The sequence below is a fragment of the uncultured Altererythrobacter sp. genome, assembly GCF_913057185.1.
GTDB classification, from domain to species: Bacteria; Pseudomonadota; Alphaproteobacteria; order Sphingomonadales; family Sphingomonadaceae; genus Erythrobacter; species Erythrobacter rubellus.
This window is the reverse complement of sequence record NZ_CAJXNK010000001.1, coordinates 1,200,856-1,221,412: the sequence shown is the minus strand read 5'-3', so window position 1 is coordinate 1,221,412 and position 20,557 is coordinate 1,200,856. Positions and strand designations below refer to the sequence as shown.

The 20,557-nt window shown below is 57.0% G+C and carries 28 protein-coding genes; 6 read left to right on the top strand and 22 right to left on the bottom strand.

The genetic code is table 11. The annotated features are described in order from the left end of the window. Position 1: 1 nt before the first annotated feature. From rplV to rpsL, 11 genes are all read right to left on the bottom strand, one after another. A complete protein-coding gene (gene rplV, locus QZ487_RS06135) occupies positions 2-385 on the bottom strand; it encodes a 50S ribosomal protein L22 (protein WP_285976868.1) in 384 nt (127 codons plus the stop codon). Beyond that, positions 385-660, bottom strand: coding sequence for a 30S ribosomal protein S19 (gene rpsS / locus QZ487_RS06130; protein ID WP_285976867.1), 276 nt, complete (start codon positions 658-660; stop codon positions 385-387). The genes rplV and rpsS overlap by 1 nt, the downstream gene beginning before the upstream one ends. 6 nt (positions 661-666) lie before the next feature. Further along, complete coding sequence (gene rplB, locus QZ487_RS06125; RefSeq protein WP_296023804.1) at positions 667-1,503, bottom strand: 50S ribosomal protein L2; 837 nt, start codon at positions 1,501-1,503, stop codon at positions 667-669. 8 nt (positions 1,504-1,511) lie between these two features. Next, a complete protein-coding gene (locus QZ487_RS06120; RefSeq protein WP_285976865.1) occupies positions 1,512-1,820 on the bottom strand; it encodes a 50S ribosomal protein L23 in 309 nt (102 codons plus the stop codon). Beyond that, the gene (rplD, locus tag QZ487_RS06115; protein WP_296023802.1) at positions 1,813-2,436 is read right to left on the bottom strand and encodes a 50S ribosomal protein L4; all 624 of its coding nucleotides are present in this window, start codon (positions 2,434-2,436) and stop codon (positions 1,813-1,815) included. The genes QZ487_RS06120 and rplD overlap by 8 nt, the downstream gene beginning before the upstream one ends. A gap of 3 nt (positions 2,437-2,439) precedes the next feature. After that, entirely contained in the window at positions 2,440-3,285 is an 846-nt protein-coding gene (rplC, locus tag QZ487_RS06110) for a 50S ribosomal protein L3 (protein WP_296023801.1), read from the bottom strand. A 267-nt stretch (positions 3,286-3,552) separates the two neighbouring features. Next, positions 3,553-3,864: a 30S ribosomal protein S10 gene (gene rpsJ, locus QZ487_RS06105; protein ID WP_285976862.1), complete on the bottom strand. Its 312-nt coding sequence runs from the start codon at positions 3,862-3,864 to the stop codon at positions 3,553-3,555. 312 nt (positions 3,865-4,176) lie between these two features. Continuing rightward, positions 4,177-5,367: an elongation factor Tu gene (tuf, locus tag QZ487_RS06100; protein ID WP_285976861.1), complete on the bottom strand. Its 1,191-nt coding sequence runs from the start codon at positions 5,365-5,367 to the stop codon at positions 4,177-4,179. Between the two features lie 89 nt (positions 5,368-5,456). Then, entirely contained in the window at positions 5,457-7,589 is a 2,133-nt protein-coding gene (fusA, locus tag QZ487_RS06095; RefSeq protein ID WP_285976860.1) for an elongation factor G, read from the bottom strand. A gap of 40 nt (positions 7,590-7,629) precedes the next feature. Further along, a complete protein-coding gene (rpsG, locus tag QZ487_RS06090) occupies positions 7,630-8,100 on the bottom strand; it encodes a 30S ribosomal protein S7 (protein ID WP_285976859.1) in 471 nt (156 codons plus the stop codon). A gap of 136 nt (positions 8,101-8,236) precedes the next feature. Further along, positions 8,237-8,608: a 30S ribosomal protein S12 gene (gene rpsL, locus QZ487_RS06085; protein ID WP_007164630.1), complete on the bottom strand. Its 372-nt coding sequence runs from the start codon at positions 8,606-8,608 to the stop codon at positions 8,237-8,239. A 796-nt stretch (positions 8,609-9,404) separates the two neighbouring features. On the opposite strand from rpsL, the gene QZ487_RS06080 reads away from it, so the two are divergent. Together QZ487_RS06080 and QZ487_RS06075 are read left to right on the top strand one after the other, a co-directional pair. Further along, complete coding sequence (locus QZ487_RS06080; protein WP_296023797.1) at positions 9,405-9,872, top strand: prepilin peptidase; 468 nt, start codon at positions 9,405-9,407, stop codon at positions 9,870-9,872. Positions 9,873-9,879: 7 nt separating this feature from the next. Continuing rightward, on the top strand, positions 9,880-10,743 hold the full coding sequence (locus tag QZ487_RS06075; RefSeq protein WP_296023795.1) for a hypothetical protein: 864 nt from the start codon (positions 9,880-9,882) through the stop codon (positions 10,741-10,743). A 2-nt stretch (positions 10,744-10,745) separates the two neighbouring features. On the opposite strand, the gene QZ487_RS06070 is transcribed toward QZ487_RS06075, so the two are convergent. The 3 genes from QZ487_RS06070 to apaG are packed head-to-tail and all read right to left on the bottom strand — an operon-like array spanning position 10,746 to position 12,523. Beyond that, a complete protein-coding gene (locus QZ487_RS06070) occupies positions 10,746-11,336 on the bottom strand; it encodes a GNAT family protein (RefSeq protein ID WP_296023793.1) in 591 nt (196 codons plus the stop codon). Further along, positions 11,285-12,076 (bottom strand): LysR family transcriptional regulator, encoded by a 792-nt coding sequence (locus QZ487_RS06065; RefSeq protein ID WP_285976856.1) that lies wholly within the window; start codon positions 12,074-12,076, stop codon positions 11,285-11,287. The genes QZ487_RS06070 and QZ487_RS06065 overlap by 52 nt, the downstream gene beginning before the upstream one ends. Before the next feature lie 45 nt (positions 12,077-12,121). Then, positions 12,122-12,523, bottom strand: coding sequence for a Co2+/Mg2+ efflux protein ApaG (gene apaG / locus QZ487_RS06060; RefSeq protein ID WP_285976855.1), 402 nt, complete (start codon positions 12,521-12,523; stop codon positions 12,122-12,124). A 254-nt stretch (positions 12,524-12,777) separates the two neighbouring features. Here apaG and QZ487_RS06055 point away from each other — a divergent pair, with 254 nt between their 5' ends. Continuing rightward, on the top strand, positions 12,778-12,933 hold the full coding sequence (locus tag QZ487_RS06055) for a hypothetical protein (RefSeq protein ID WP_285976854.1): 156 nt from the start codon (positions 12,778-12,780) through the stop codon (positions 12,931-12,933). Positions 12,934-12,951: 18 nt separating this feature from the next. Here QZ487_RS06055 and QZ487_RS06050 read toward each other — a convergent pair whose 3' ends face one another. The 7 genes from QZ487_RS06050 to QZ487_RS06020 all read right to left on the bottom strand — a co-directional run bounded on the left by QZ487_RS06050 (position 12,952) and on the right by QZ487_RS06020 (position 17,934). Continuing rightward, positions 12,952-13,566, bottom strand: coding sequence for a 2-hydroxychromene-2-carboxylate isomerase (locus tag QZ487_RS06050; protein WP_296023792.1), 615 nt, complete (start codon positions 13,564-13,566; stop codon positions 12,952-12,954). An 11-nt stretch (positions 13,567-13,577) separates the two neighbouring features. Then, entirely contained in the window at positions 13,578-14,795 is a 1,218-nt protein-coding gene (locus QZ487_RS06045; RefSeq protein WP_296023790.1) for an aminotransferase class I/II-fold pyridoxal phosphate-dependent enzyme, read from the bottom strand. A 93-nt stretch (positions 14,796-14,888) separates the two neighbouring features. Continuing rightward, entirely contained in the window at positions 14,889-15,101 is a 213-nt protein-coding gene (locus tag QZ487_RS06040; protein WP_285976851.1) for a hypothetical protein, read from the bottom strand. Between the two features lie 184 nt (positions 15,102-15,285). Next, a complete protein-coding gene (gene leuB, locus QZ487_RS06035) occupies positions 15,286-16,344 on the bottom strand; it encodes a 3-isopropylmalate dehydrogenase (RefSeq protein ID WP_285976849.1) in 1,059 nt (352 codons plus the stop codon). Next, entirely contained in the window at positions 16,341-16,946 is a 606-nt protein-coding gene (locus QZ487_RS06030; RefSeq protein ID WP_285976848.1) for a recombination protein O N-terminal domain-containing protein, read from the bottom strand. Before QZ487_RS06030 ends, leuB begins: the two co-directional genes overlap by 4 nt. Before the next feature lie 12 nt (positions 16,947-16,958). Next, positions 16,959-17,210: an accessory factor UbiK family protein gene (locus QZ487_RS06025; protein ID WP_285976847.1), complete on the bottom strand. Its 252-nt coding sequence runs from the start codon at positions 17,208-17,210 to the stop codon at positions 16,959-16,961. A gap of 43 nt (positions 17,211-17,253) precedes the next feature. Further along, positions 17,254-17,934, bottom strand: a complete 681-nt coding sequence (locus QZ487_RS06020; protein WP_349665855.1) for a TspO/MBR family protein — start codon at positions 17,932-17,934, stop codon at positions 17,254-17,256. A gap of 133 nt (positions 17,935-18,067) precedes the next feature. Here QZ487_RS06020 and QZ487_RS06015 point away from each other — a divergent pair, with 133 nt between their 5' ends. Both QZ487_RS06015 and QZ487_RS06010 read left to right on the top strand, forming a co-directional pair. Then, positions 18,068-18,277, top strand: a complete 210-nt coding sequence (locus tag QZ487_RS06015) for a hypothetical protein (protein ID WP_285976846.1) — start codon at positions 18,068-18,070, stop codon at positions 18,275-18,277. Between the two features lie 80 nt (positions 18,278-18,357). Further along, entirely contained in the window at positions 18,358-19,017 is a 660-nt protein-coding gene (locus tag QZ487_RS06010; RefSeq protein ID WP_285976845.1) for a hypothetical protein, read from the top strand. Positions 19,018-19,021: 4 nt separating this feature from the next. Here the strand turns inward: QZ487_RS06010 and QZ487_RS06005 are convergent, their stop codons facing one another. Then, positions 19,022-19,759 (bottom strand): TlyA family RNA methyltransferase, encoded by a 738-nt coding sequence (locus QZ487_RS06005; protein ID WP_296023786.1) that lies wholly within the window; start codon positions 19,757-19,759, stop codon positions 19,022-19,024. A 15-nt stretch (positions 19,760-19,774) separates the two neighbouring features. Between QZ487_RS06005 and QZ487_RS06000 the strand changes: the two genes are divergently transcribed. After that, on the top strand, positions 19,775-20,332 hold the full coding sequence (locus tag QZ487_RS06000) for a hypothetical protein (RefSeq protein WP_296023785.1): 558 nt from the start codon (positions 19,775-19,777) through the stop codon (positions 20,330-20,332). Positions 20,333-20,557: the final 225 nt, after the last annotated feature.

Genomic DNA, 20,557 nt, shown 5'->3' with positions numbered 1-20,557 from the left:
CTTACGCCTCTTCCTCGTCGTGCTCGCGAACCACGATGCGCAGCTTGCTGAACGGCTTCAGGATACGGGTCGACTTGCCGCGGCCACGTGTGTGGAAACGCTTCATCGTAATCGACTTGCCCACTGAAGCCTCGGCAACGACCAACGCGTCGACGTCGAGATTATGGTTGTTTTCCGCATTGGCAATCGCCGAAGCGAGCACCTTGCTGGCGTCACGCGCCATCGCCTTCTTGGAGAAGGAGAGGATGTTCAAAGCCTCTTCGGCCTTTTTGCCGCGGATCAGCTGTGCAACGAGGTTCAGCTTCTGCGCCGAACCACGGATCGTGGTGCCGACAGCCAATGCCTCGTTATCACCAACACGGCGCGGTGATTTTGCCTTGCCCATTAGCGCTTACCCTTCTTGTCGGCAGCATGGCCGGGGAATGTGCGCGTCGGCGCGAATTCACCAAGCTTGTGGCCAACCATCTCTTCCGAAACAGAGACGGGAATGAACTTGTGCCCGTTGTAGACATTGAATGTCAGACCAACGAACTGCGGGAGAATGGTCGAGCGACGCGACCAGGTCTTGATCGGCTTGCTGTTGCTCGCCTCTTGTGCGTCCTCCGCCTTCTTCAGAAGGCTGAGTTCGACAAACGGACCTTTCCAGACGGAACGTGCCATGTGTCCTTACCTCTTCTTCTTGGCGTGGCGCGAACGGATGATCATCTTGTCCGTCTGCTTGTTGTTACGAGTGCGAGCACCCTTGGTCGGCTTGCCCCAAGGGGTAACCGGGTGACGGCCACCTGAGGTACGGCCTTCGCCACCGCCGTGTGGGTGATCGACCGGGTTCTTCGCAACACCACGTGTGAGAGGGCGCTTGCCCTTCCAGCGTGTGCGACCGGCTTTCGCAAAGTTCTGGTTCTGGTTGTCGGGGTTAGACACCGCGCCAACCGTGCCCATGCAATCGCTGCGAATGTAACGCTGTTCGCCAGAGTTCAAACGAACGATCACCATGCCGCGGTCACGGCCAACCAGCTGAACGTAAGCGCCAGCAGAGCGAGCGATCTGACCGCCCTTGCCCGGCTTCATCTCTACGTTGTGGCAGATCGTGCCAACCGGCATCTGACCCAGAAGCATGGCATTGCCTGGCTTCGTGTCGGTCTTTTCGCCAGCAATGATGGTGTCACCAACAGCAACACGCTGCGGACAGATGATGTATGCCTGCTCACCGTCTTCATATTTGAGAAGCGCGATGAAAGCCGTACGGTTCGGGTCATACTCGATCCGCTCGACAGTCGCAGGAACATCCCACTTACGACGCTTGAAGTCGATAAAGCGGTACTTCTGCTTGTGACCACCGCCGATGCCACGCGACGTGACATGACCTTTGTTGTTACGGCCACCGGTCTTGCGCTTGCCTTCTGTCAGCGACTTGACCGGCTTGCCTTTGTACAGGCCGGACTTGTCGACAAGAATCAGGCCGCGGCGCGCGGGGCTTGTCGGTTTGTAGTTCTTGAGTGCCATGATCCGCCTCAGATACCGCTAGTGATATCGATCATTTCACCCTCGGCGAGGGTGACGATCGCTTTTTTCACGTCATTGCGCTTGTAAGGTTTACCCTTCCAGCGCTTGGTCTTGCCTTTGACGTTGATGGTGTTCACGTTCACGACTTTCTTGTCGTAGATCGCTTCAACCGCCTCTTTGATCTGTGGCTTCGTCGCATCGCCCGAAACCTTGAAAACAACAGCGTTGTTCTCGGAAGCCATCGTGGACTTCTCGGTGATGTGCGGAGCCAGGATCACGTCATAGTGACGCGCATCGATTTCTTGCTTTTTAGCCATTGAAGCGCGCCTCCAGCTTTTCGACCGCTTCCTTGGTCAGGACAAGCGTGTCGTGGTTGAGAATGTCATAGACGTTCGCACCCATCGCCGGCATCACGTTGACACCCGGCAGGTTGCCTGCGGCTTTCTTGAAGCCTTCGTCTACGCTTTCGCCGTCGATCACGAGGACCTTGCCGTTCCAGCCAGCCTTGTCGAAGTGACCTTTAAGCACCTTGGTCTTGGCATCCTTGAGCGAAAGGTTGTCAACAACCACCAGGCCGTCTTTCGCCTTGCTCGACAGAGCCATTTTCAGGCCAAGCGAACGGATCTTCTTGTTCAGCGACTGATCGAAATCACGCTTGCGAGCACCGTGCGCTTTACCACCACCGATGAAGATAGGCGCGCCGCGGTCACCGTGACGTGCACCACCTGAACCTTTTTGCGGGCCAAACTTCTTGCCAGTGCGTGCAATGTCTGAACGCTCACGCGTCGGACGTGCGGTGGCACGGCGGTTTTCCAGCTGCCAGGTGACCACGCGGTGCAGAATGTCTGCGCGCGGCTCTACACCGAACACATCCTTATTCAGTTCTACGTCGCCAGCTGCCTTGCCGTCGATTTTCTGGACCTTCACCTTCATGGCTTAGCCCTCCTTATTTTCGTCGCTGGAAGGCGCATCGCCTACAGCTGCCGGAGTTTCAGCAGGTGCTTCCGCTGGAGCCCCAGCCGGAGCCGCTGCTTCTTCTGCTGCCACTGCATCAACCTGTTGCTCTTCAACTGCCGGAGCTTCTGCTTCCGGAGCCGGTGCATTCGTGTCGATGATAGCGCCCGGGAACGGAAGATCGTCTGGCAGAGCCAGCTTCACAGCGTCACGGACCAGCAACCAGCCATTCTTCGAACCAGGGACCGAACCCTTCACGAAGATGAGACCACGATCAGCGTCGGTGCGAACCACTTCGAGGTTCTGCTGCGTCCGCTGACGGTCACCCATGTGACCAGCCATCTTCTTGCCCTTGAACACGCGGCCCGGATCCTGACGGTTACCCGTCGAACCGTGCGAACGGTGAGAGAGCGAGACACCGTGCGTTGCACGAAGACCACCGAAGCCCCAGCGCTTCATGGCGCCAGCAAAACCCTTACCCTGGGTATGCCCGGTGATGTCGACCTTTTGGCCAGCCACAAAATGCTCTGCGCTGATTGTGGCGCCGACCGGTACAAGACCGTCTTCGCTCTCAACGCGGAACTCGGCAACGCGCTTCTTCAGACCGACTTGGGCCTTCGCGAAGTGCTCGCGCTGCGGCTTGGCTACATTTTTCTGTTTCGCTTCACCTGCACCCAGCTGAACAGCAAAATAGCCGTCCGTTTCTGCGGTGCGGTGTGAGACAACCTGACAGTCTTCCAAAGACAGAACAGTCACAGGTACGTGACGTCCGTCCTCCTGGAACAGGCGGGTCATCCCGACTTTCTTTGCGATCACGCCTGTGCGCATCGTCAAAACTCCTAACACAGAGGCACAACGGGCCCATCCCGAGGTGCTTGTCAGCCCAAATTGTTGTGCATCGCCCCGTCCGGGCTGAGTGCCACCCATGCCGGTTGGCTCGGGAAGCTAGACGGGGGACGCAGACCCGGACATGTCCGGCGGTATCCCAATGTCTTGCTGATACGCCCATCAGTCTGGGCAGATCAGCGGGGCCGTTGGAGCCCCGAATTTCTCGGTGGGTTTAAGGTCCCTACCGACGGACCCGGATCAGATGGCTTAAGCCAGTTTGATCTCTACGTTTACGCCAGCGGCCAGATCGAGCTTCATCAGCGCGTCGACCGTCTGTGCGTTCGGCTGCACGATGTCGAGCAACCGCTTGTAAGTGCGCACCTCGAACTGCTCGCGCGACTTCTTGTCGACGTGCGGGCCACGGTTCACGGTGAACTTCTCGATACGCGTCGGCATGGGAATGGGGCCACGAATAAGAGCACCCGTACGACGTGCTGTTTCTGCAATCTCGCCAGTTGCCTGGTCAAGAACGCGGTGGTCGAACGCCTTAAGGCGAATACGGATATTCTGTGCTTCCATTACCTATACCAATGCGAAAGAGCCAAAGAGGTGTTTCCACCTCTCAAAACAAAAAAGGCCCGCCCTGCTTCCGCTTCCTTCCGCAGGCGACCTCTACAATTTTCGTTACAACGGAAACGAATCTCCGTTGGAGTTGGCAGGCCTATATCGGGAGCACAGGATTCTGGCAACCCCGAATGCCCTAAAATTATGCCTGCCGATCAACCCTGTTCCCCGCAGGTGCGGTGAAAAGGGCCTTTCATAAATTAGGGGCCGGATCACTTTCGCGATCCAGCCCCCGAATTTGCTAAGCTCCTTTAATGGAGCAGCGGCTTACTTGGTGATCTTGGCTACAACGCCTGAACCAACAGTACGGCCACCTTCGCGGATAGCGAAACGCAGACCTTCGTCCATAGCGATCGGTGCGATCAGCTTGACGTTGATCGATACGTTATCGCCAGGCATGACCATTTCAGTGCCTTCAGGAAGGATCACTTCGCCGGTCACGTCAGTTGTACGGAAGTAGAACTGCGGACGGTAGTTCGCGAAGAACGGCGTGTGACGGCCACCCTCGTCTTTCGAGAGAACGTAAACTTCTGCAGAGAACTCGGTGTGCGGGTTCACAGAACCTGGCTTCGCCAGAACCTGGCCACGCTCAACTTCTTCACGGCCAACGCCGCGGATCAGCGCACCGATGTTGTCGCCAGCTTCACCGCGATCAAGCAGCTTACGGAACATTTCAACGCCGGTAACAGTCGTCTTCGTGGTGTCCTTGATACCAACGATTTCAACTTCGTCGCCAACGTTCACAACGCCGGTCTCAACGCGGCCGGTAACAACCGTACCACGACCAGAGATCGAGAACACGTCTTCGATCGGCATCAGGAAGTCCTGATCAACCGGACGGTCGGGCTGCGGGATGTGCTCGTCAACGGCCTTCATCAGCTCGAGGATCGAGTTCTTGCCGATTTCGTCGTCACGACCTTCGAGAGCCGCCAGAGCCGAACCCTTGACGATTGCGATATTGTCGCCGTCAAAGTCGTACGCGCTCAGCAATTCGCGAATCTCCAGTTCGACGAGTTCGAGGATTTCCTCGTCGTCAACCTGGTCAACCTTGTTCATGTATACAACCAGAGCTGGCACGCCGACCTGACGAGCAAGCAGGATGTGCTCACGCGTTTGCGGCATCGGGCCGTCAGCTGCGTTCACAACCAGGATCGCGCCGTCCATCTGCGCAGCACCGGTGATCATGTTCTTAACATAGTCAGCGTGACCTGGGCAGTCGACGTGTGCGTAGTGACGAGCTTCGGTTTCGTATTCGACGTGTGCGGTCGAGATAGTGATGCCGCGCTCGCGCTCTTCGGGGGCTTTGTCGATGTTTGCAAAATCGACTGCTGCACCGCCGTAAGATTCAGCCATCACCTTGGTGATTGCCGCTGTCAGCGTGGTTTTGCCGTGGTCAACGTGGCCGATGGTGCCGATGTTGCAGTGCGGCTTATTGCGCTCAAATTTTTCCTTAGCCATTTCTCAAATAACCTCTGCTAAAATTGAATTTCTGCGGGAGAAGGCGGCACCCGCTGAATCAGGCGCCGCCCCTAGACTGTGTCGCTCGCTTACGCAAGCTTCTCCTTGACTTCCTGTGCAACACTTGCCGGAACTTCGTCATAGTGGCTGAACTGCATCGTGTACTGGGCGCGGCCCTGTGTGAACGAACGCAGCTCGTTGACGTAACCGAACATGTTGGCCAGCGGCACGAATGCTTCAACCGCCTGCGCGTTGCCGCGAGTGTCGGTTCCCTGGATCTGACCACGGCGGCTGTTCAAGTCGCCGATTACATCCCCGAGGTAGTCTTCCGGTGTCACGACTTCAACCTTCATGACCGGCTCAAGCAGCTTGATACCGGCCTTACTGGCCACTTCGCGCATTGCACCGCGTCCGCAGATTTCGAACGCGATCGCCGAAGAGTCGACATCGTGGTAAGCACCATCGGTCAGGCGGATCGTGAAGTCGATGATCGGGAAGCCGACCAGGTGACCACTTTCAGCTTGCTCGCGCATACCCTTCTCAAGAGCCGGGATATATTCGCGCGGGATGTTACCGCCCTTGATCTCGTCTTCGAACAGGATGCCCTGGCCGCGTTCACCCGGGGTGACGACAACCTTGGCACGACCGAACTGACCGGAACCACCCGACTGTTTCTTGTGAGTGTAGTCAACTTCGACTTCACGGCCGAGCGATTCACGATAGGCCACCTGCGGTGCACCAACGTTGGCCTCAACCTTGAATTCGCGCTTCATGCGGTCAACAAGAATGTCGAGGTGAAGTTCGCCCATGCCCTTGATGATCGTCTGACCGCTTTCGTGGTCAGTCGTCACGCGGAAGCTTGGATCTTCAGCAGCCAGACGGTTGAGCGCTACGCCCATCTTTTCCTGGTCAGCCTTCGTCTTCGGTTCCACCGACAGTTCGATCACCGGTTCCGGGAACTCCATCCGCTCAAGAATGATCGGCTTGGATGAATCGCACAGCGTGTCACCGGTTGTGGTGTCCTTCATGCCGGCAAGCGCCACGATGTCGCCTGCAAACGCTTCCTCGATATCTTCGCGATTGTTGGAGTGCATCAGCAGCATACGGCCGATCTTTTCCTTCTTGTCCTTAACACTGTTGAGGACTGTGCCCTTGGAGAGCTTGCCGGAATAGATGCGGGTGAAGGTCAGCGAGCCAACGAATGGATCGTTCATGATCTTGAACGCCAGTGCCGAGAATGGCGCGTTATCATCCGACGGACGTGATTCTTCGACATCACTGTCAGGCAGAACGCCCTTGATCGCAGGAACATCGAGCGGCGAAGGCATGTAGTCAACCACTGCGTCGAGCAGCGGCTGTACGCCCTTGTTCTTGAACGCCGAACCACACAGAACCGGAACGAATGCACGGTCCATAGTGCCCTTGCGGATAAGGCGCTTCAGCGTTGCCGCGTCAGGCTCGTTGCCCTCAAGGTAAGCTTCCATCACGTCATCGTCCTGCTCGACCGCAGTTTCGACGAGCTTTTCGCGATACTCAGCAGCCTTGTCAGCAAGATCGGCAGGAATTTCGACGAATTCGTACTTCGCGCCCAGATCTTCGGCCTGCCATACGATGCCGCGCATGTTGACGAGGTCTACGACACCCTTGAGATCGCTTTCCGCGCCGATCGGCAGGTAAAGCACCAGCGGGTTCGCACCCAGACGATCGATGATCGACTGTACGCAGTAATAAAAGTCTGCGCCGGTACGGTCGAGCTTGTTGATGAAACACATCCGCGGAACGCCGTATTTGTCAGCCTGACGCCATACGGTTTCGGATTGCGGCTCAACGCCGGCAACACCGTCAAACACAGCCACTGCACCGTCGAGCACGCGCAGCGAACGTTCAACTTCAATCGTGAAGTCAACGTGGCCTGGTGTGTCGATGATGTTGATGCGGTGCTTCGGCATGTTTGCGCGCAGCGCTTCCGGGTCCGACATCGGATCCATGGTCGCATCTTCGGCGGTCCAGAACGTAGTCGTCGCAGCAGACGTGATCGTGATGCCGCGCTCCTGCTCCTGCTCCATCCAGTCCATCGTCGCAGCGCCATCATGCACTTCGCCGATCTTGTAAGACTTGCCGGTGTAGTAAAGGATACGTTCGGTAGTCGTGGTTTTACCAGCATCGATGTGGGCCATGATGCCGATATTGCGGTAACGCTCTAGCGGATACTCGCGTGCCATTTTCAATTCTCCATCAGGGGCTCAGCCCCTTGAACTAGTGTTACCAGCGGTAATGCGAGAACGCGCGGTTGGCATCAGCCATACGGTGCGTATCTTCACGTTTTTTGACAGCATTGCCGCGGTTGTTCGCAGCATCCATCAGCTCACCCGACAGGCGCGCTGCCATAGTGGTTTCCGCACGGCCGCGAGCCGCACCGATCAACCAGCGGATCGCGAGAGCCTGAGCGCGCTCGGGGCGCACTTCAACCGGAACCTGATACGTTGCACCACCAACACGGCGGCTACGCACTTCGACCTGCGGAGCGACGTTGTTGAGCGCTTCGTGGAACAGCTGAACCGGATCGGCTTTCGCCTTGGTTTCAACGGTTTCCAGTGCGCCATAAACGATACGCTCTGCAGTGGACTTCTTACCGTCCAGCATGAGGTTGTTCATGAACTTCGACAAAACCTGATCACCAAACTTGGGATCTGGAAGGATAACCCGCTTTTCGGGTCTACGACGACGTGACATTTTCTCTAAACTCCTTCGGAGTGCGGGTCAGGCATCCGCCCGCCCCTTGCGGCACCGGCCCTCTCCCCCGCCCTTCCACCCGGGAAATATCCCTGGGGGTGGACCGTCGCGGGAGAAGACCGTCGCCGCGCCTAAATTACTTCGGCCGCTTCGCGCCGTATTTCGAACGGCTCTGCTTACGGTCCTTAACACCCTGCGTGTCGAGCACGCCGCGCAGCACGTGGTAACGCACACCGGGAAGGTCGCGCACACGGCCACCACGGATCAGGACAACACTGTGCTCTTGCAGGTTGTGGCCTTCGCCCGGGATGTAGCTGATGACTTCACGCTGGTTGGTCAGGCGCACCTTGGCAACCTTACGCAGAGCGGAGTTCGGCTTCTTCGGCGTCGTGGTATAGACGCGGGTGCAAACACCGCGCTTCTGCGGGTTCTGCTCCATCGCAGGGACCTTTGACTTGGCCTTCTGCGGGGTGCGGCCCTTGCGGACCAGCTGGTTAATAGTAGGCATATGTACCCTTCGTTACTCGTTGCGCGCCCCATCCGGGCGGGCGGATTGTTTCTGTCACCTCATCCGGGCGTAAAAGTGGTGACCACTTTTACATGATGAGGTTCCAACCGGTTCCCACTTTTGCTGATGGGAGAGCGGCATATAGCCACAAGCCCAGGCGCGAGGTCGAAACAATTTGACAGTTCGATCAGAAGATGAAGGGGATGCAGTGCCGTGGAAAGTCGCAAGCGCCGCTGGTTCAGCGGGCTGGCGAGTACCACGAGACTGAAAACGCTCCACCCTTTGGCCAAAGCCGCCGGATTACTTTGCCGGTTGTCACTCCATATGAGGAGCAGCGAGACCGCCAATGTTCAGCTCAATAATTATGTTTGTCGACGAGTCACCTCACCGATAGACCGTGCGCCTTTAGCGGGGGAGAGTGTGGGGGTCAAGGGGAGTTGGATCCTTTAGACTCAATATGCAAATTCCTTCTCCTCTCAGGACATTGTTCCATCCTGTAGGAAAAGAATGGCCTACTCGACTGATAACTCCAGGGCGTAAACACCCTCGTTCAACGCTCGCGGGTCCAGCCGGAAACTGTCGAGCCAATCACCCTCGGCATGCCCGAAACATCCAGCTCCAGCCGTGAGTTCAAACGCCTGCGCAAGGCATCAGCCTCGTCGGCCAGGTCGTCAAGCCCGAACAGCGCCGCGCGCGCATTTCCGTGTCGCGCGCTGGTCCACGCTGGAGCGCGCGACCACTTGCGCAGAACTATCCGGTGCGCATTTCGCTGCGCCGGCAGAGCGAGGACTAACTCTTGGATATTGCGCTGCTCTGGCCAGCAGCACTGACCTTGCTCCTGCTTGTCGGGGCGATCGGTGATATTCGCGATCGACGGCTGCCAAATTGGCTGGCGCTGGCGTTGCTATTGCTGGGGTTGCCCCATGCCTACTATCTCGGTGGCCTAGGCATGACTGGTTGGCATTTCGCACATGCCTTGATTGCCATGGTGGTTGGCGCGGGGATATTTGCCGCTGGCATCATGGGTGGCGGTGATGCGAAATTCTGCGCTGGATTGGCGGCCTTTTTCCCATTGAGCGAGGGGTTGAACCTGCTTCTTTGGGTTTCGATCGCCGGGATTATCTCGATCTTGAGCTGGATGGTGTTGCGGCGCGTATTACCCTTGAAGAAACCCGAAGATGGCAGCCTGCACGCAAAGTTTCCCTATGGCGTCTCGATCGCCATCGGCGGCGTATTCGTTGCCTGGACAGGTTTGGTAGGTTGATTGTCGAATGTCCGCGCACTCACTCTCAATTGACGACTACTTAATCGAAGATCGTGATTGGCTTGACCGGTTGCTAGATCGTGCGCCGCGGTTGGCATTGCTGGCACTGATTGCAGTTGCATGGGCCATGACACTGGCGTGGCCCCTACCCAAGAGTGACAAACTTTTGGTCGAAGGTGGTGCAAGCGCGCAAATTTCCGAGATTTATCCATTGCAAATGTCGCGGCCAGAAGTCGCGGGCGAAATCTCGCTAGAGCAATTGGCTCAATTGTCTGCCACGCATCCCGCCATTGCCGCGCTCGACTTGCTTCCCGAGCCGGAAGTCGCAGCCAATGTGCAAGTGCCTGGCGCGATCGAACCGGCTATTTCCAAACCGCTCGCTCCACCTTCGGAAAGCCGCGATTTTGCGAGCGCATTTGCAGGTTTCACCTCTTCACTGCCTGCATCTCAGCGTTCTGACGCCCGCGCGGCGGCCGCACTGGCGGTAGCAGAAGGGCTCGAACCCGGAGCTTTCCTGAATTTAAGCTATGATCTGGCCAAGCTCTTACCAAGCCAGCCTGCCAGTGGCAGTAGCGCCTCTGCCAATTACAATGCATCGGACGCCAGCCTGACAGTGAACAAGGCCTTGTTGGTTGACGGAGAAAGCAAAGGGCGTGCGGCCATCCGTATCGAGGAAAGTGCGCAGCTTTATATCGCAACCGCTGCTGTGGCGGATGCTCTGGGTCCGCGCGCGCAAGCCCTTCCAAGACGGATCGTCAGCGCGCTTGAAATCGGAAGCGGATTCATACCGTATCATGAGCTTCGCGGAGCGGGTGTTGCGGTAGAATATGACCCGGTTACTGACCGCGTTTCGCTATCAATGCCTTCCTAGCGCTATCGATTGCGCTTGAGCCATTCGCTTTTGAGCATGCCCCAATAGTATTCGTCGCACCACCCGATATGCGTTTTGATATTTTCAACAAAATGCGCTTCGCGACGGAAGCCGAGCTTCTCGATCAACCGGTTTGAGTTCAAATTACGCGGATCCGTAACAGCGAAAACTCGATGGTGATTTTCCACTTCGTACAGCTGCTTCAGCAAGCGCTGCGTGCACTCAAATGCTATGCCTTCCCCTTGGCGGTGCTTAACGGTGATGTAGCCCAGCTCGGCTGTTTCATGCTCACACGGCACAGCGACAATCCGCGCCACCAGCTCTCCTGTCGAACGCTCGATCGTGCTCCAACTGCGGCCATTCCAATCGGGATCACATAGCCAATCGCCAAGCTTCTCCTCCGTCTCGAACGCAGCGCTCAGCATGAATTTGCATTGTTCGGGATCAGATAGGGTCGGGAAGAGAGCCTGAGTGTCGTTGCGCACAAGCTTGCGCATTGTGAATCGCGTGGTTTCCAATGTGGGTGTTGGCAGTGAAGCGGTCACTTTGCGGTCAGATGCGCGACCAGCGCCTTCACTTTCTTTTGGCGCCATTGCGGCAGCGGTGCGACCAGCCAATAGGCGCGGCGACCCTCGTCAGGACCTTCGAGAATCTCAAGCTTCCCGGCAGCTACTGCTTCTTCCACGAGAGGGTAAGGCAATATGGCCTTGCCAAGGCCTGAGATAGCTGAGCTTAGCGCTTGGCCGGGATTCCCGGTGGTAACGCAGGGCTTGGCGCCATCCGGCAAAGGGGCACCTGGCCAGCTGATCCAGCTATCCTGAGAATTGGGCGCAGCCACAACAACACGCCGCGCCTCTGCCAATTGTGCGCCCTCCAGATCTCCAGGTCCGTCTACAAGACGCACCGCAAGGTCCAGATTCGCTTCGGTGAAATCCGCGTTCTCGTCAGCGACGATATGAAACTGAATATGGGGATTCTCGGCTTTAAACTCGGCCAACTTCACGCCAAGCCATTGCGCATAGAACTCTCTAGGTACAGCAATAGTGTAGCGATCGGACGCTTGTCCGGCCTGCATTGCCTGCACGCTTTCTTCAAACTTCAGAAAACCTTCGCGCAACGCGTCGAGCCCGGCAGAACCCTCGCCCGTCAACTCTAGCCCCTTGCTGGTGCGGCGAAAAAGGACCACGCCCAAATGATCTTCCAACGCCCGGATTTGCTGCCCCACGGCAGCAGGGGTTACCGCGAGCTCGTCTGCTGCGCGTGTGAACGACAGATGCCGTGCAGCCGCGTCATACACGCGCAAGGCATTTAAAGGCAGGTGGGTCCGCTTCATAGTGTGGGCGATTTAGGGTGGTCCAAGCAGGACCGCAAGCACCGCTTAGCGTTCGGCGGTTTCGGGCGCCGCAAGCGGGAAGAACGGAATAAGTACTTCTAGCGGCGTTCCATCCTCGCGATGGAAGACATAAAAGCCCTCCATTGAGCCATGCGGCGTTGTCAGCGGGCAGCCCGACACATAATCGTGACTTTCGCCGGGTTTAAGTAAGGGCTGCTCCCCTACCACACCCTCACCATCGACATGGTTCACCATGCCGCGCGAGTCGGTAATGCGCCAATGGCGGGTGCGCAATTGAACCGCCTCGTGAGAGCCATTCTCCAAGCGGATATGATAAACCCAGAACCACTTGCCCGCATCGGGCTGTGATTGCTCGGGAAGAAAGTTGACCGCCACCCGCACGGTAATCCCGTCGGTGATTGCAGCATGTTGGAAAAGCTCTTTCATGACAAACTGAAGGTAGCGATTAAGGCGAAGGCCTCAAGAGCCGATCCACGATTATTCCACGCTGATCTACCGAAATCCGCAAAATTTCCGATTGCGCCTGGAGCTGAGTGAAACTCGGCGTCGCAGATGCGTGGATTGACACTATAGATGATCAACATAATCTAAATGACATCGATTGCTTCCAGAGCCAAAGTCTGGCCTTCGGTTCTCGCGTATTCCGAAAGCCTTTCTTATTCGCCGATCCGGGTCCCTTGATGCCTCCTGCAGCAAAGCCAGCCGTGGTGGCACGTGCTCCAAACCTTACCACGGTCGATTTGGATGGCGGCACGCACTATTTGCAGGAAGACCATCCGCACACAATTGGCGAAAATCTGGCCACATGGATCAATGGCTTGCCAGCACAGCCCTGATGTTGGCTATGGTCAGGCTTACTTATTCAATTCGTCTTCGATTTGATCGAGCCGCTCTTTACCGAAGAACATTTCGCCTGCGCCCTTGGGTCCAACGAACATAGTCGGGATGCCAAATGCGCCGCGCGCCACCACATTATCGGTATTGGCGGCAAGCCCCTGCTTGACCTCGTCTGTTTGGCTGCGCTCGTAAAGGTCCTTCGCATCAAACCCGGCCGCAGTCACCGCCGCACCCAGGCACGCGGGATCAAGCACATCCACGCCTTCTTCCCAGATCGCAGGCAGCATTGCCTCTGCGAACTGAACCCCGCGCCCATCTTGGTCAGCGGCGAACAGCATGCGTTGAAGCGTGATCGAGTTGAACGGAAATTGCGGATGCAGCTTGTATTTGGTCAAATTGTGCTTGGCGATGAAGCGATGCATCTCCAGCATGGAATACTCGACTTTGCCTTTCACATCAGCGTCACGGATCATCGGAGGTGCATTGCCGGTCAGTTTGTGCATGCCGCCAAGAAACACCGGGATCACATCCAGCTCTGCCCCTGTTCGCCGCACCAGATCGCGCAGCGGCCACCAGATCAAATAGGCATTGGGGCTGACGAAATCGAAAACCAGTTCAACGCGTTTGGACATGCAACTTTCTCCTAGATGCCTGCTGCCTGAAGAGCTTGGTCGAGATCCTCTTTCAGATCATCGATATCTTCCAGCCCGACATTGATACGCAACAACCCTTCGGTCACGCCCATTGCAGCGCGGTCATCGGCTTCCATGCCTGCATGAGTGGTTGAAGCCGGATGGCACATCAGCGATCGAGCATCACCAATATTATTTGAGATATCAATCAGTTGTAGCGCATCGAGGATCGCGAATGCCCGCTCACGCGTGCCAACATCGAATGCAAAAATCGGTCCGGTTGATCGCATCTGGCGCCTGGCAAGCTCATAGCGAGGATGACTCGCGAGACCGGGATGCAGCAAGCGTCCACCAGCTGTATCAATGCGCGGTTCCAGGAATCCGCCGAGCTCCACCGCATTTTGGCTCTGCCGCATGGCGCGCAGTTCCAGCGTCTCGAGTCCTTTCAGAACAACCCATGCGTTGAAGGGCGAGATGTTTGGCCCCGTGTTGCGCTGGAAGGGAAGCAAGACTTCATTGATCCACTGCTCACTACCGCAGATCGCGCCAGCCAATACACGGCCTTGTCCGTCCATCAGCTTTGTTGCCGAATAGGCCACAACATCCGCACCGAAATCCATTGGGCGTTGCAGCGCGCTGGTGGCGAAAGCGTTGTCTACAACCGTAATGATGTTGTGCGCACGAGCGACATCGCAAACATGCTGCAGGTTCACAACGTCAAGCGTCGGATTGGCCGGCGTTTCGAAGAAGAAGACCTTTGTGTTGGGGCGGATCGCCGCTTCCCATTGCGCATCATCTGCGCTGTCGATCACTGTTGTTTCGATCCCGAATCGTGGGAGCAGGTGATCGACGAGCCAGCGACACGATCCGAATGCAGCACGCGCGGCAACGCAGTGATCGCCAGCAGAGAGTTGACACAAGAGCGCCGCAGTCATCGCAGCCATTCCGCTCGCCTGCGCGCGGCAGGCTTCAGCACTTTCGAGCAGAGCAATGCGTTCTTCCAGCATCGCAACGGTCGGGTTCTGCAAACGCGAATAGGTCATGCCTTGCGCATCACCTGCAAACCGGTCTGCCACGGTCTGCGCGTCATCATAGGTGTAACCGGATGTGAGGAACAGCGCTTCGCTGGTCTCTCCGTGCTCGCTGCGCCAGGTTCCACCACGCACAGCCTGTGTCGCGGCGCGCCAATTGCGCGTAGTCGCGCGGTCCATGCCTGTTGTTTTCTTCATTGCCTTGCGGGGTTAGTCGCTCACGTCACCATCAGGCAATAAAAAAGCGGGGCACCGGGCCCCGCTCTTCAAATTCGATTTTGTGCAAGCAGCTTATGGGCTGACTGGCTCATCATCATCAGAAGCAGTGATAACGATGAAACCGACCAGAATTGCACCTGCAATAGCTGCTATCAAACCGTTTGAACCGCCGCCAAGCTCTTGCTCACCTTCAACAGGAGCAATCACGCGCTCGCTAGCTTGCAGAGCGATCGGCGCGCCAACCAGTGCAACGGCACCAGCAGCAAGACCAATTTTCTTCAACATAAAGTTATTCCCCTTGGACTTCCAAAATACTGTAAATTCTCAGTAGTTATCGGCGAAAACTGCTTGAATGTCAATCTTAACGGGTGCGGGCAAACTGCCCCAATTCAGCGATAAAGCGTTATTTCAAGCTCTTGTTGCGGAGATATCACAAGCGAGCCGCCGCAATCCCGCCTCGCCCGCCATATCACAGCCGTTCGCAGACCGCCTTTCCAATCGCTTCGCAGCCCATGTCTCCACCCAGATCGCCGCCGCGAATGCCGTTCTTCAAGGCGCGCGCGACGGCGTCCTCGATACGTTTCGCCTCATCTTCCAAACCAAATGAATGGCGCAGCATCATGGCCGCGGACAGGATTGTGGCCATGGGGTTGGCCTTGCCCTGCCCCGCGATATCGGGCGCACTGCCGTGGATCGGCTCATAAAGGCCAAATGTGCCATGCGCGGTTTGCCGGTCACCCAGTGAAGCACTCGCCAGCAGACCAATCGAGCCAACGCACATGCTCGCCAGATCGGACAGAATATCGCCGAACAGATTACCGGTCAGAACCACGTCGAACGCGCCTGGCGCCTTCACCAATTGCATCGCGGCGTTGTCGACATACATGTGCTCAAGCGCAACGTCCGGATACTCGACGGCGACTTCGATCACGACATCACGCCAAAGCTGGCTCGTCTCGAGCACATTCGCCTTGTCCACGCTGGTTAAGCGATTTTGGCGTGTTTGCGCCGCGCGAAAAGCGGTGTGGGCAATGCGGCGCACTTCACTTTCGGAATAGGACATCATGTCCCACCCCTCTCGCTCGCCACTATCAGTCGTGCGCGTTCCTTTGTCGCCAAAATAGACATCACCCGTCAGTTCACGCACGATCAACAAGTCGATCTGCCGCGCAATCTCGGGCCTTAGTCCGCTCAGTTCTTCCAGCCCGGAAAACATTGTCGCAGGGCGCAGATTCGCGAACAGTTGCAATTCCTTGCGTAGACCCAGCACCGCTTGCTCGGGGCGCAAATGCCGCTCTAGATCGTCGCATGACGGATCACCCACCGCACCGAACAGGATGGCATCCGCCTCGCGGGCCATTTGTAGTGTCTCGGGCGGCAAAGGATGGCCATGGTCGCGGTATCCCGCCGCGCCCACATCGCCTTCGAACAGTGTGAGCCCAGGCAGTCTCAACGCATCCAGCACCCGCAAGGCTTCGTGCGTTACTTCGGGGCCGATCCCGTCACCTGGCAGAACTGCAATCTTCATTGTGTCAGCATGCGGCCAAGCCGCTCCCTCAATAGCTTTCGCGATGCCATAACATCGCCGCGCTTGTCTGCAAGCAGGTAGCGCGCAAGAGGTTGTTCGAGCCGGTCAAACGCAGCTACCAATGCTGACAGATCAGTGTCCACATCCGGACGCGCGCCGCCATAACCTAGCTCGCGCAATAGCAGCGTTTCATATCCGATCATCGCGGGCAGCCAGCCCCGCGCCGAAGGGGCCTGACACACCGCACTCAACAACGCATCAAGCGCGCCGAACAGAGCGGAATAGGCATTTCGTTCAGGCAACGCAGTTGCTGTCAAAGCACAAGCCCATGTGATTGCAGCAGCGGGCAACGGCTCGGTCATCCATGGCCCGCGACTTTCCGTTAGTTCAATCTTTGCAAAAGGTAGCTGGCTGTCCGATTTGGCGCGCAGGTCGATCTCGACCCGATTGCCCGGGATCATAACAGGTCGCAAATGCCGGCCTCGTCCGCCCGCGATATAGGCGGCGACCAGGCCAAAATCTTCTGTGAGAAGCCGCGCAATACTGGCGGTTTCGCCGTGGCTACGGGAGGCTACAAGAATGGCTGGCGCGCGCAGGTTCATCGCGCGCAGTCATTACTTGGAAGCGAGCTTCGCTTCCAGCTCTTCCAACCGCGCTCTCAGCGCTTCATTCTCTTCGCGCGCCTTCTGAGTCATCATCTTGACCGTTTCGAACTCTTCACGAGAGACGAAATCCATGCCCGCCATGCTTTCTTTCAAGCGTTCGCGTGCGCTCTCGCGCGCTTCACGGGTCATGCCGGCAAATGTGCCCGCAGCACTGTTTGCCATCTTTACAAAATCGGCGATCATCGGATTCTTGCTTTGCATCGTCCGGGAAATGGGGTCGGAGGCCGCAAAAGGCAAGAAATTCCTACAACTGGATGCGCTGGGTTGCGTTGCTCGGGATCGATTGCCCACCGTCAGGATTTGCTTCGAGGAATTCGTAGTTGAGCAAGGTCGCAAAGCCAACCCATGCGAGATAGGGCAGCAGCAGCAAGGCCGCCAATTTGCGCACCTTCCAGAATGCAACAATGACAGCCAGCAGCGTCAGCAGCACGATTGCGATGACTATAAGCCCGCCTTCGATGTTCTGATTTCCGAAGAAAACCGGCGTCCACGCGAGATTGAACAGGAAATGCACTGCGAAAATTCCAATCGCGACCCCGCGCCCGCGTGCTCCCCAAGAGCTGCAAACCAGCGCCAATGCGATACCGATCATCACATAAAGGATCGACCAGACGATACCGAAAGCCGCGGGTGGCGGAAAAATGTCTGGCTTGACGAGGCTTTGAAACCACAAGGTATTCGGACTGCCTAACTGGCCAGCGACAAAGCCCAACAGAACAATCAATGGCACAGTGAAAAGCGCCCAGCGAAAGAAGCTGGCGCGCAATTGGCTGCGTGAGGCAATGACGTTCATGTGATCTCCCGGCAAAAGGTAGGGCGAATCGCCCATCTTGCGTCCTGCCACGCGATACACTTTGGGCAATTGCACGCCAAATGCTGTCTCAAACAGAGAAAAGGTCAAAAAAACCTCAACGGCGTGTCTCATGAAAGAAGTGGAAAAAGAATTTGAGCGAAAAGGAAATCTTCTGCTAAGCTCCCTGTTTCCGCGTCGTGCGATTGGGCGCACAGCGGCGTGGGGTCGTCATTTGGGGCGCCCAACCCACAAGGGGAATTTGGTAATGAGAAAGAATCTGGCATCGATGCTGGCAGTTGCAGGCGGCCTCGCTGTAGCTACTGCTGCATGTTCGGCTCCAGCTGAAGAAGCTCCTGCTGAAGAAGCAGCTGTTGAAGAAGCTGCAGCTGAAGGTTGCTGTGCAGCTGCTGAAGAAGGCTGCTGTGCAGCTGAAGGTTGCTGTGCCGCTGCTGAAGAAGAAGCAGCAGCTGAATAAGCTCTAGCTGTTCAAAACAGACAATTCGGCCGACGGTGACTGTGTTGCCGTCGGCCGTTTCGTTTTCTAGGCAAGCGAGTATGAACGCCACGGACGCCGCCTACACCGTCATCGAAACCGTTACGCAGATGGCGCAAGAACAGCGCCCGCTGATGCTGCGCGTGTTACCAGAGGGTGGCGAGAGCAACTTCTGGACACATTACCCGAAAGGCGATGCGCGCGATGCCAAAACCAAGTCGCGCTGGTACTACCATGTACACGCGCCGGGATCGCGAGATGAAGGCGAACACGGACATTTTCACCTGTTCCTGCACCGCACTCAGCTGCCAAAGGGTTTTGAGCCCACGGTCTGGCCGCCGCAGGGCGAAGATTGCAAAGCGCATGTTACGCATTTGGTAGGGCTGTCGATCGATACCATAGGCATCCCGCGTGCCTGGTTCACCGTAAACCGCTTTGTCACGAACGAGTTTCTCTTTCCGGCCGATGTGATGATCGAGCATCTGCCCGACTTCAATGTCGACCAGACGAAGGAGGACGATCTCGTCAATCGCTTCGTGACGGCCATGGTCGCGCTTTACCGCGAAGAAATTGCGGAGCTTCTGCGCCAGCGCGATCTCCGCCATGCCGAACTTGTCGTCGAGCATGGCGATAAGGCTTATGAGAAACAAAGCGGCGTCGAAGTGCTCTCACAGATCCCGATCGATCTGGATGCGAAAATCAGCAGTCTGGATTTGGAATAGACCGCTAAGTGCGCGTCGCGGAAACTAGGAACTCCACATTGCCTTGCGGGCCGGTGATCGGGCTTTCAACAATACCTTCGACATTCCAACCACCGCTTTCCAGCCAATCGCGCACTTCATCGCATACGCGCGCGTGCAAGGCGGGATCGCTGACCACGCCTTTCTTGCCTACTTCCTCGCGACCGACTTCAAACTGCGGCTTGATTAGCCCAACCAGCTGACATTTCGGTGCCGCCAGCTCCAAAGGCCGCTCAAGCACTTTGGCAAGTCCGATAAAACTCGCATCGCACACCACCCAATTGCATGGACGGTCGATCATGTCTGGTGTCAGAATGCGCGCGCTGGTCTGCTCCAGCACGGTCACGCGCTCATCCTGGCGCAGCTTCCATGCGAGCTGGTTAGTGCCGCTATCGACTGCAAAGACATGCGCTGCCCCGCCCTGCAGCAGCACGTCGGTGAAGCCGCCGGTTGAACTGCCGATATCCATTGCGACCGCGCCCGATGGATCAAGCCCGAAGTGTTCGATCGCGTGGGCAAGCTTGATCCCGCCCCGACTGACCCATGGGTGATCGCGTCCGCGCACCTCAAGCGGCACGTCTTGGGCCAACTGCTGACCGGGCTTGGCGATTTTGGTGTCCCCGCTGAAGACAAGCCCCGCCATCACCAGTGCTTGAGCGCGCGCGCGGCTCTCCGCGAGCCCGCGCTCGACAAGCATTTGATCGATCCGTTGTTTTTTGCTCATAGCGTTATCTTGGTCATGGACGAGACAGCCACTAGCGCGCAATATGCGCACATGAAACACATCTATTTGCAAATGGCCGCAGGGCTAGCGGCGACCTTTACGATCGGATCAAGCACCGCCTGCGCTCAGCAGCAGGAAAATGAAACGCCTCTGGTTCAAATCGAGATGGCAGATGATGGCAGCTGGAACGACCAGCCACAAACGCCCGGCACTTGGGTCTATGTTTCCGAACCGGGTGAGGCCTTTGCCTATTTTGGTGATCGCGCCATGCCGGATAACCGACATTTCATGATCCGCTGCGACAGACCAACGCGCCAAGTTTGGCTCGCTCGTTCCTCGGAACAGGTGGGCGATGTCTTGATGCGTGTAAGAGCAGAGACACAAGACCAGCTGTTTACCGCAGAGCCGGTTCCAATGACCGGCCTGATCGCGGTTGAGCTGGCACCAAACAACCGCCTCCTTGATGCAATGGCCATTACCAAAGGGCGCTTCGCCGTCGAAGTCGAGGGCATGGAGCCGCTCTATCTTCCGGCATGGGCCGAAGTGACCCGCGTAATCGAGGATTGTAGGTAAATACTCTTAAGCAGAGCGCTCTTGGCGAAGACGATCTATTCTGACGTGGGAAAACTAAAATTCAAGTCTTGTTTTCGTGATTCACATGAATCAGATTGACACCTGAGGCCAGCGGCGAACGCGGCTCTCGGCCCCCGGTGATACGGTCTGGGTCTTGGCTTACAAGCGCGAAAGGAGGTGATCCGATGTCTCATGGTTCAGTAGAGAGGTCGGCAAGTTTCCGCA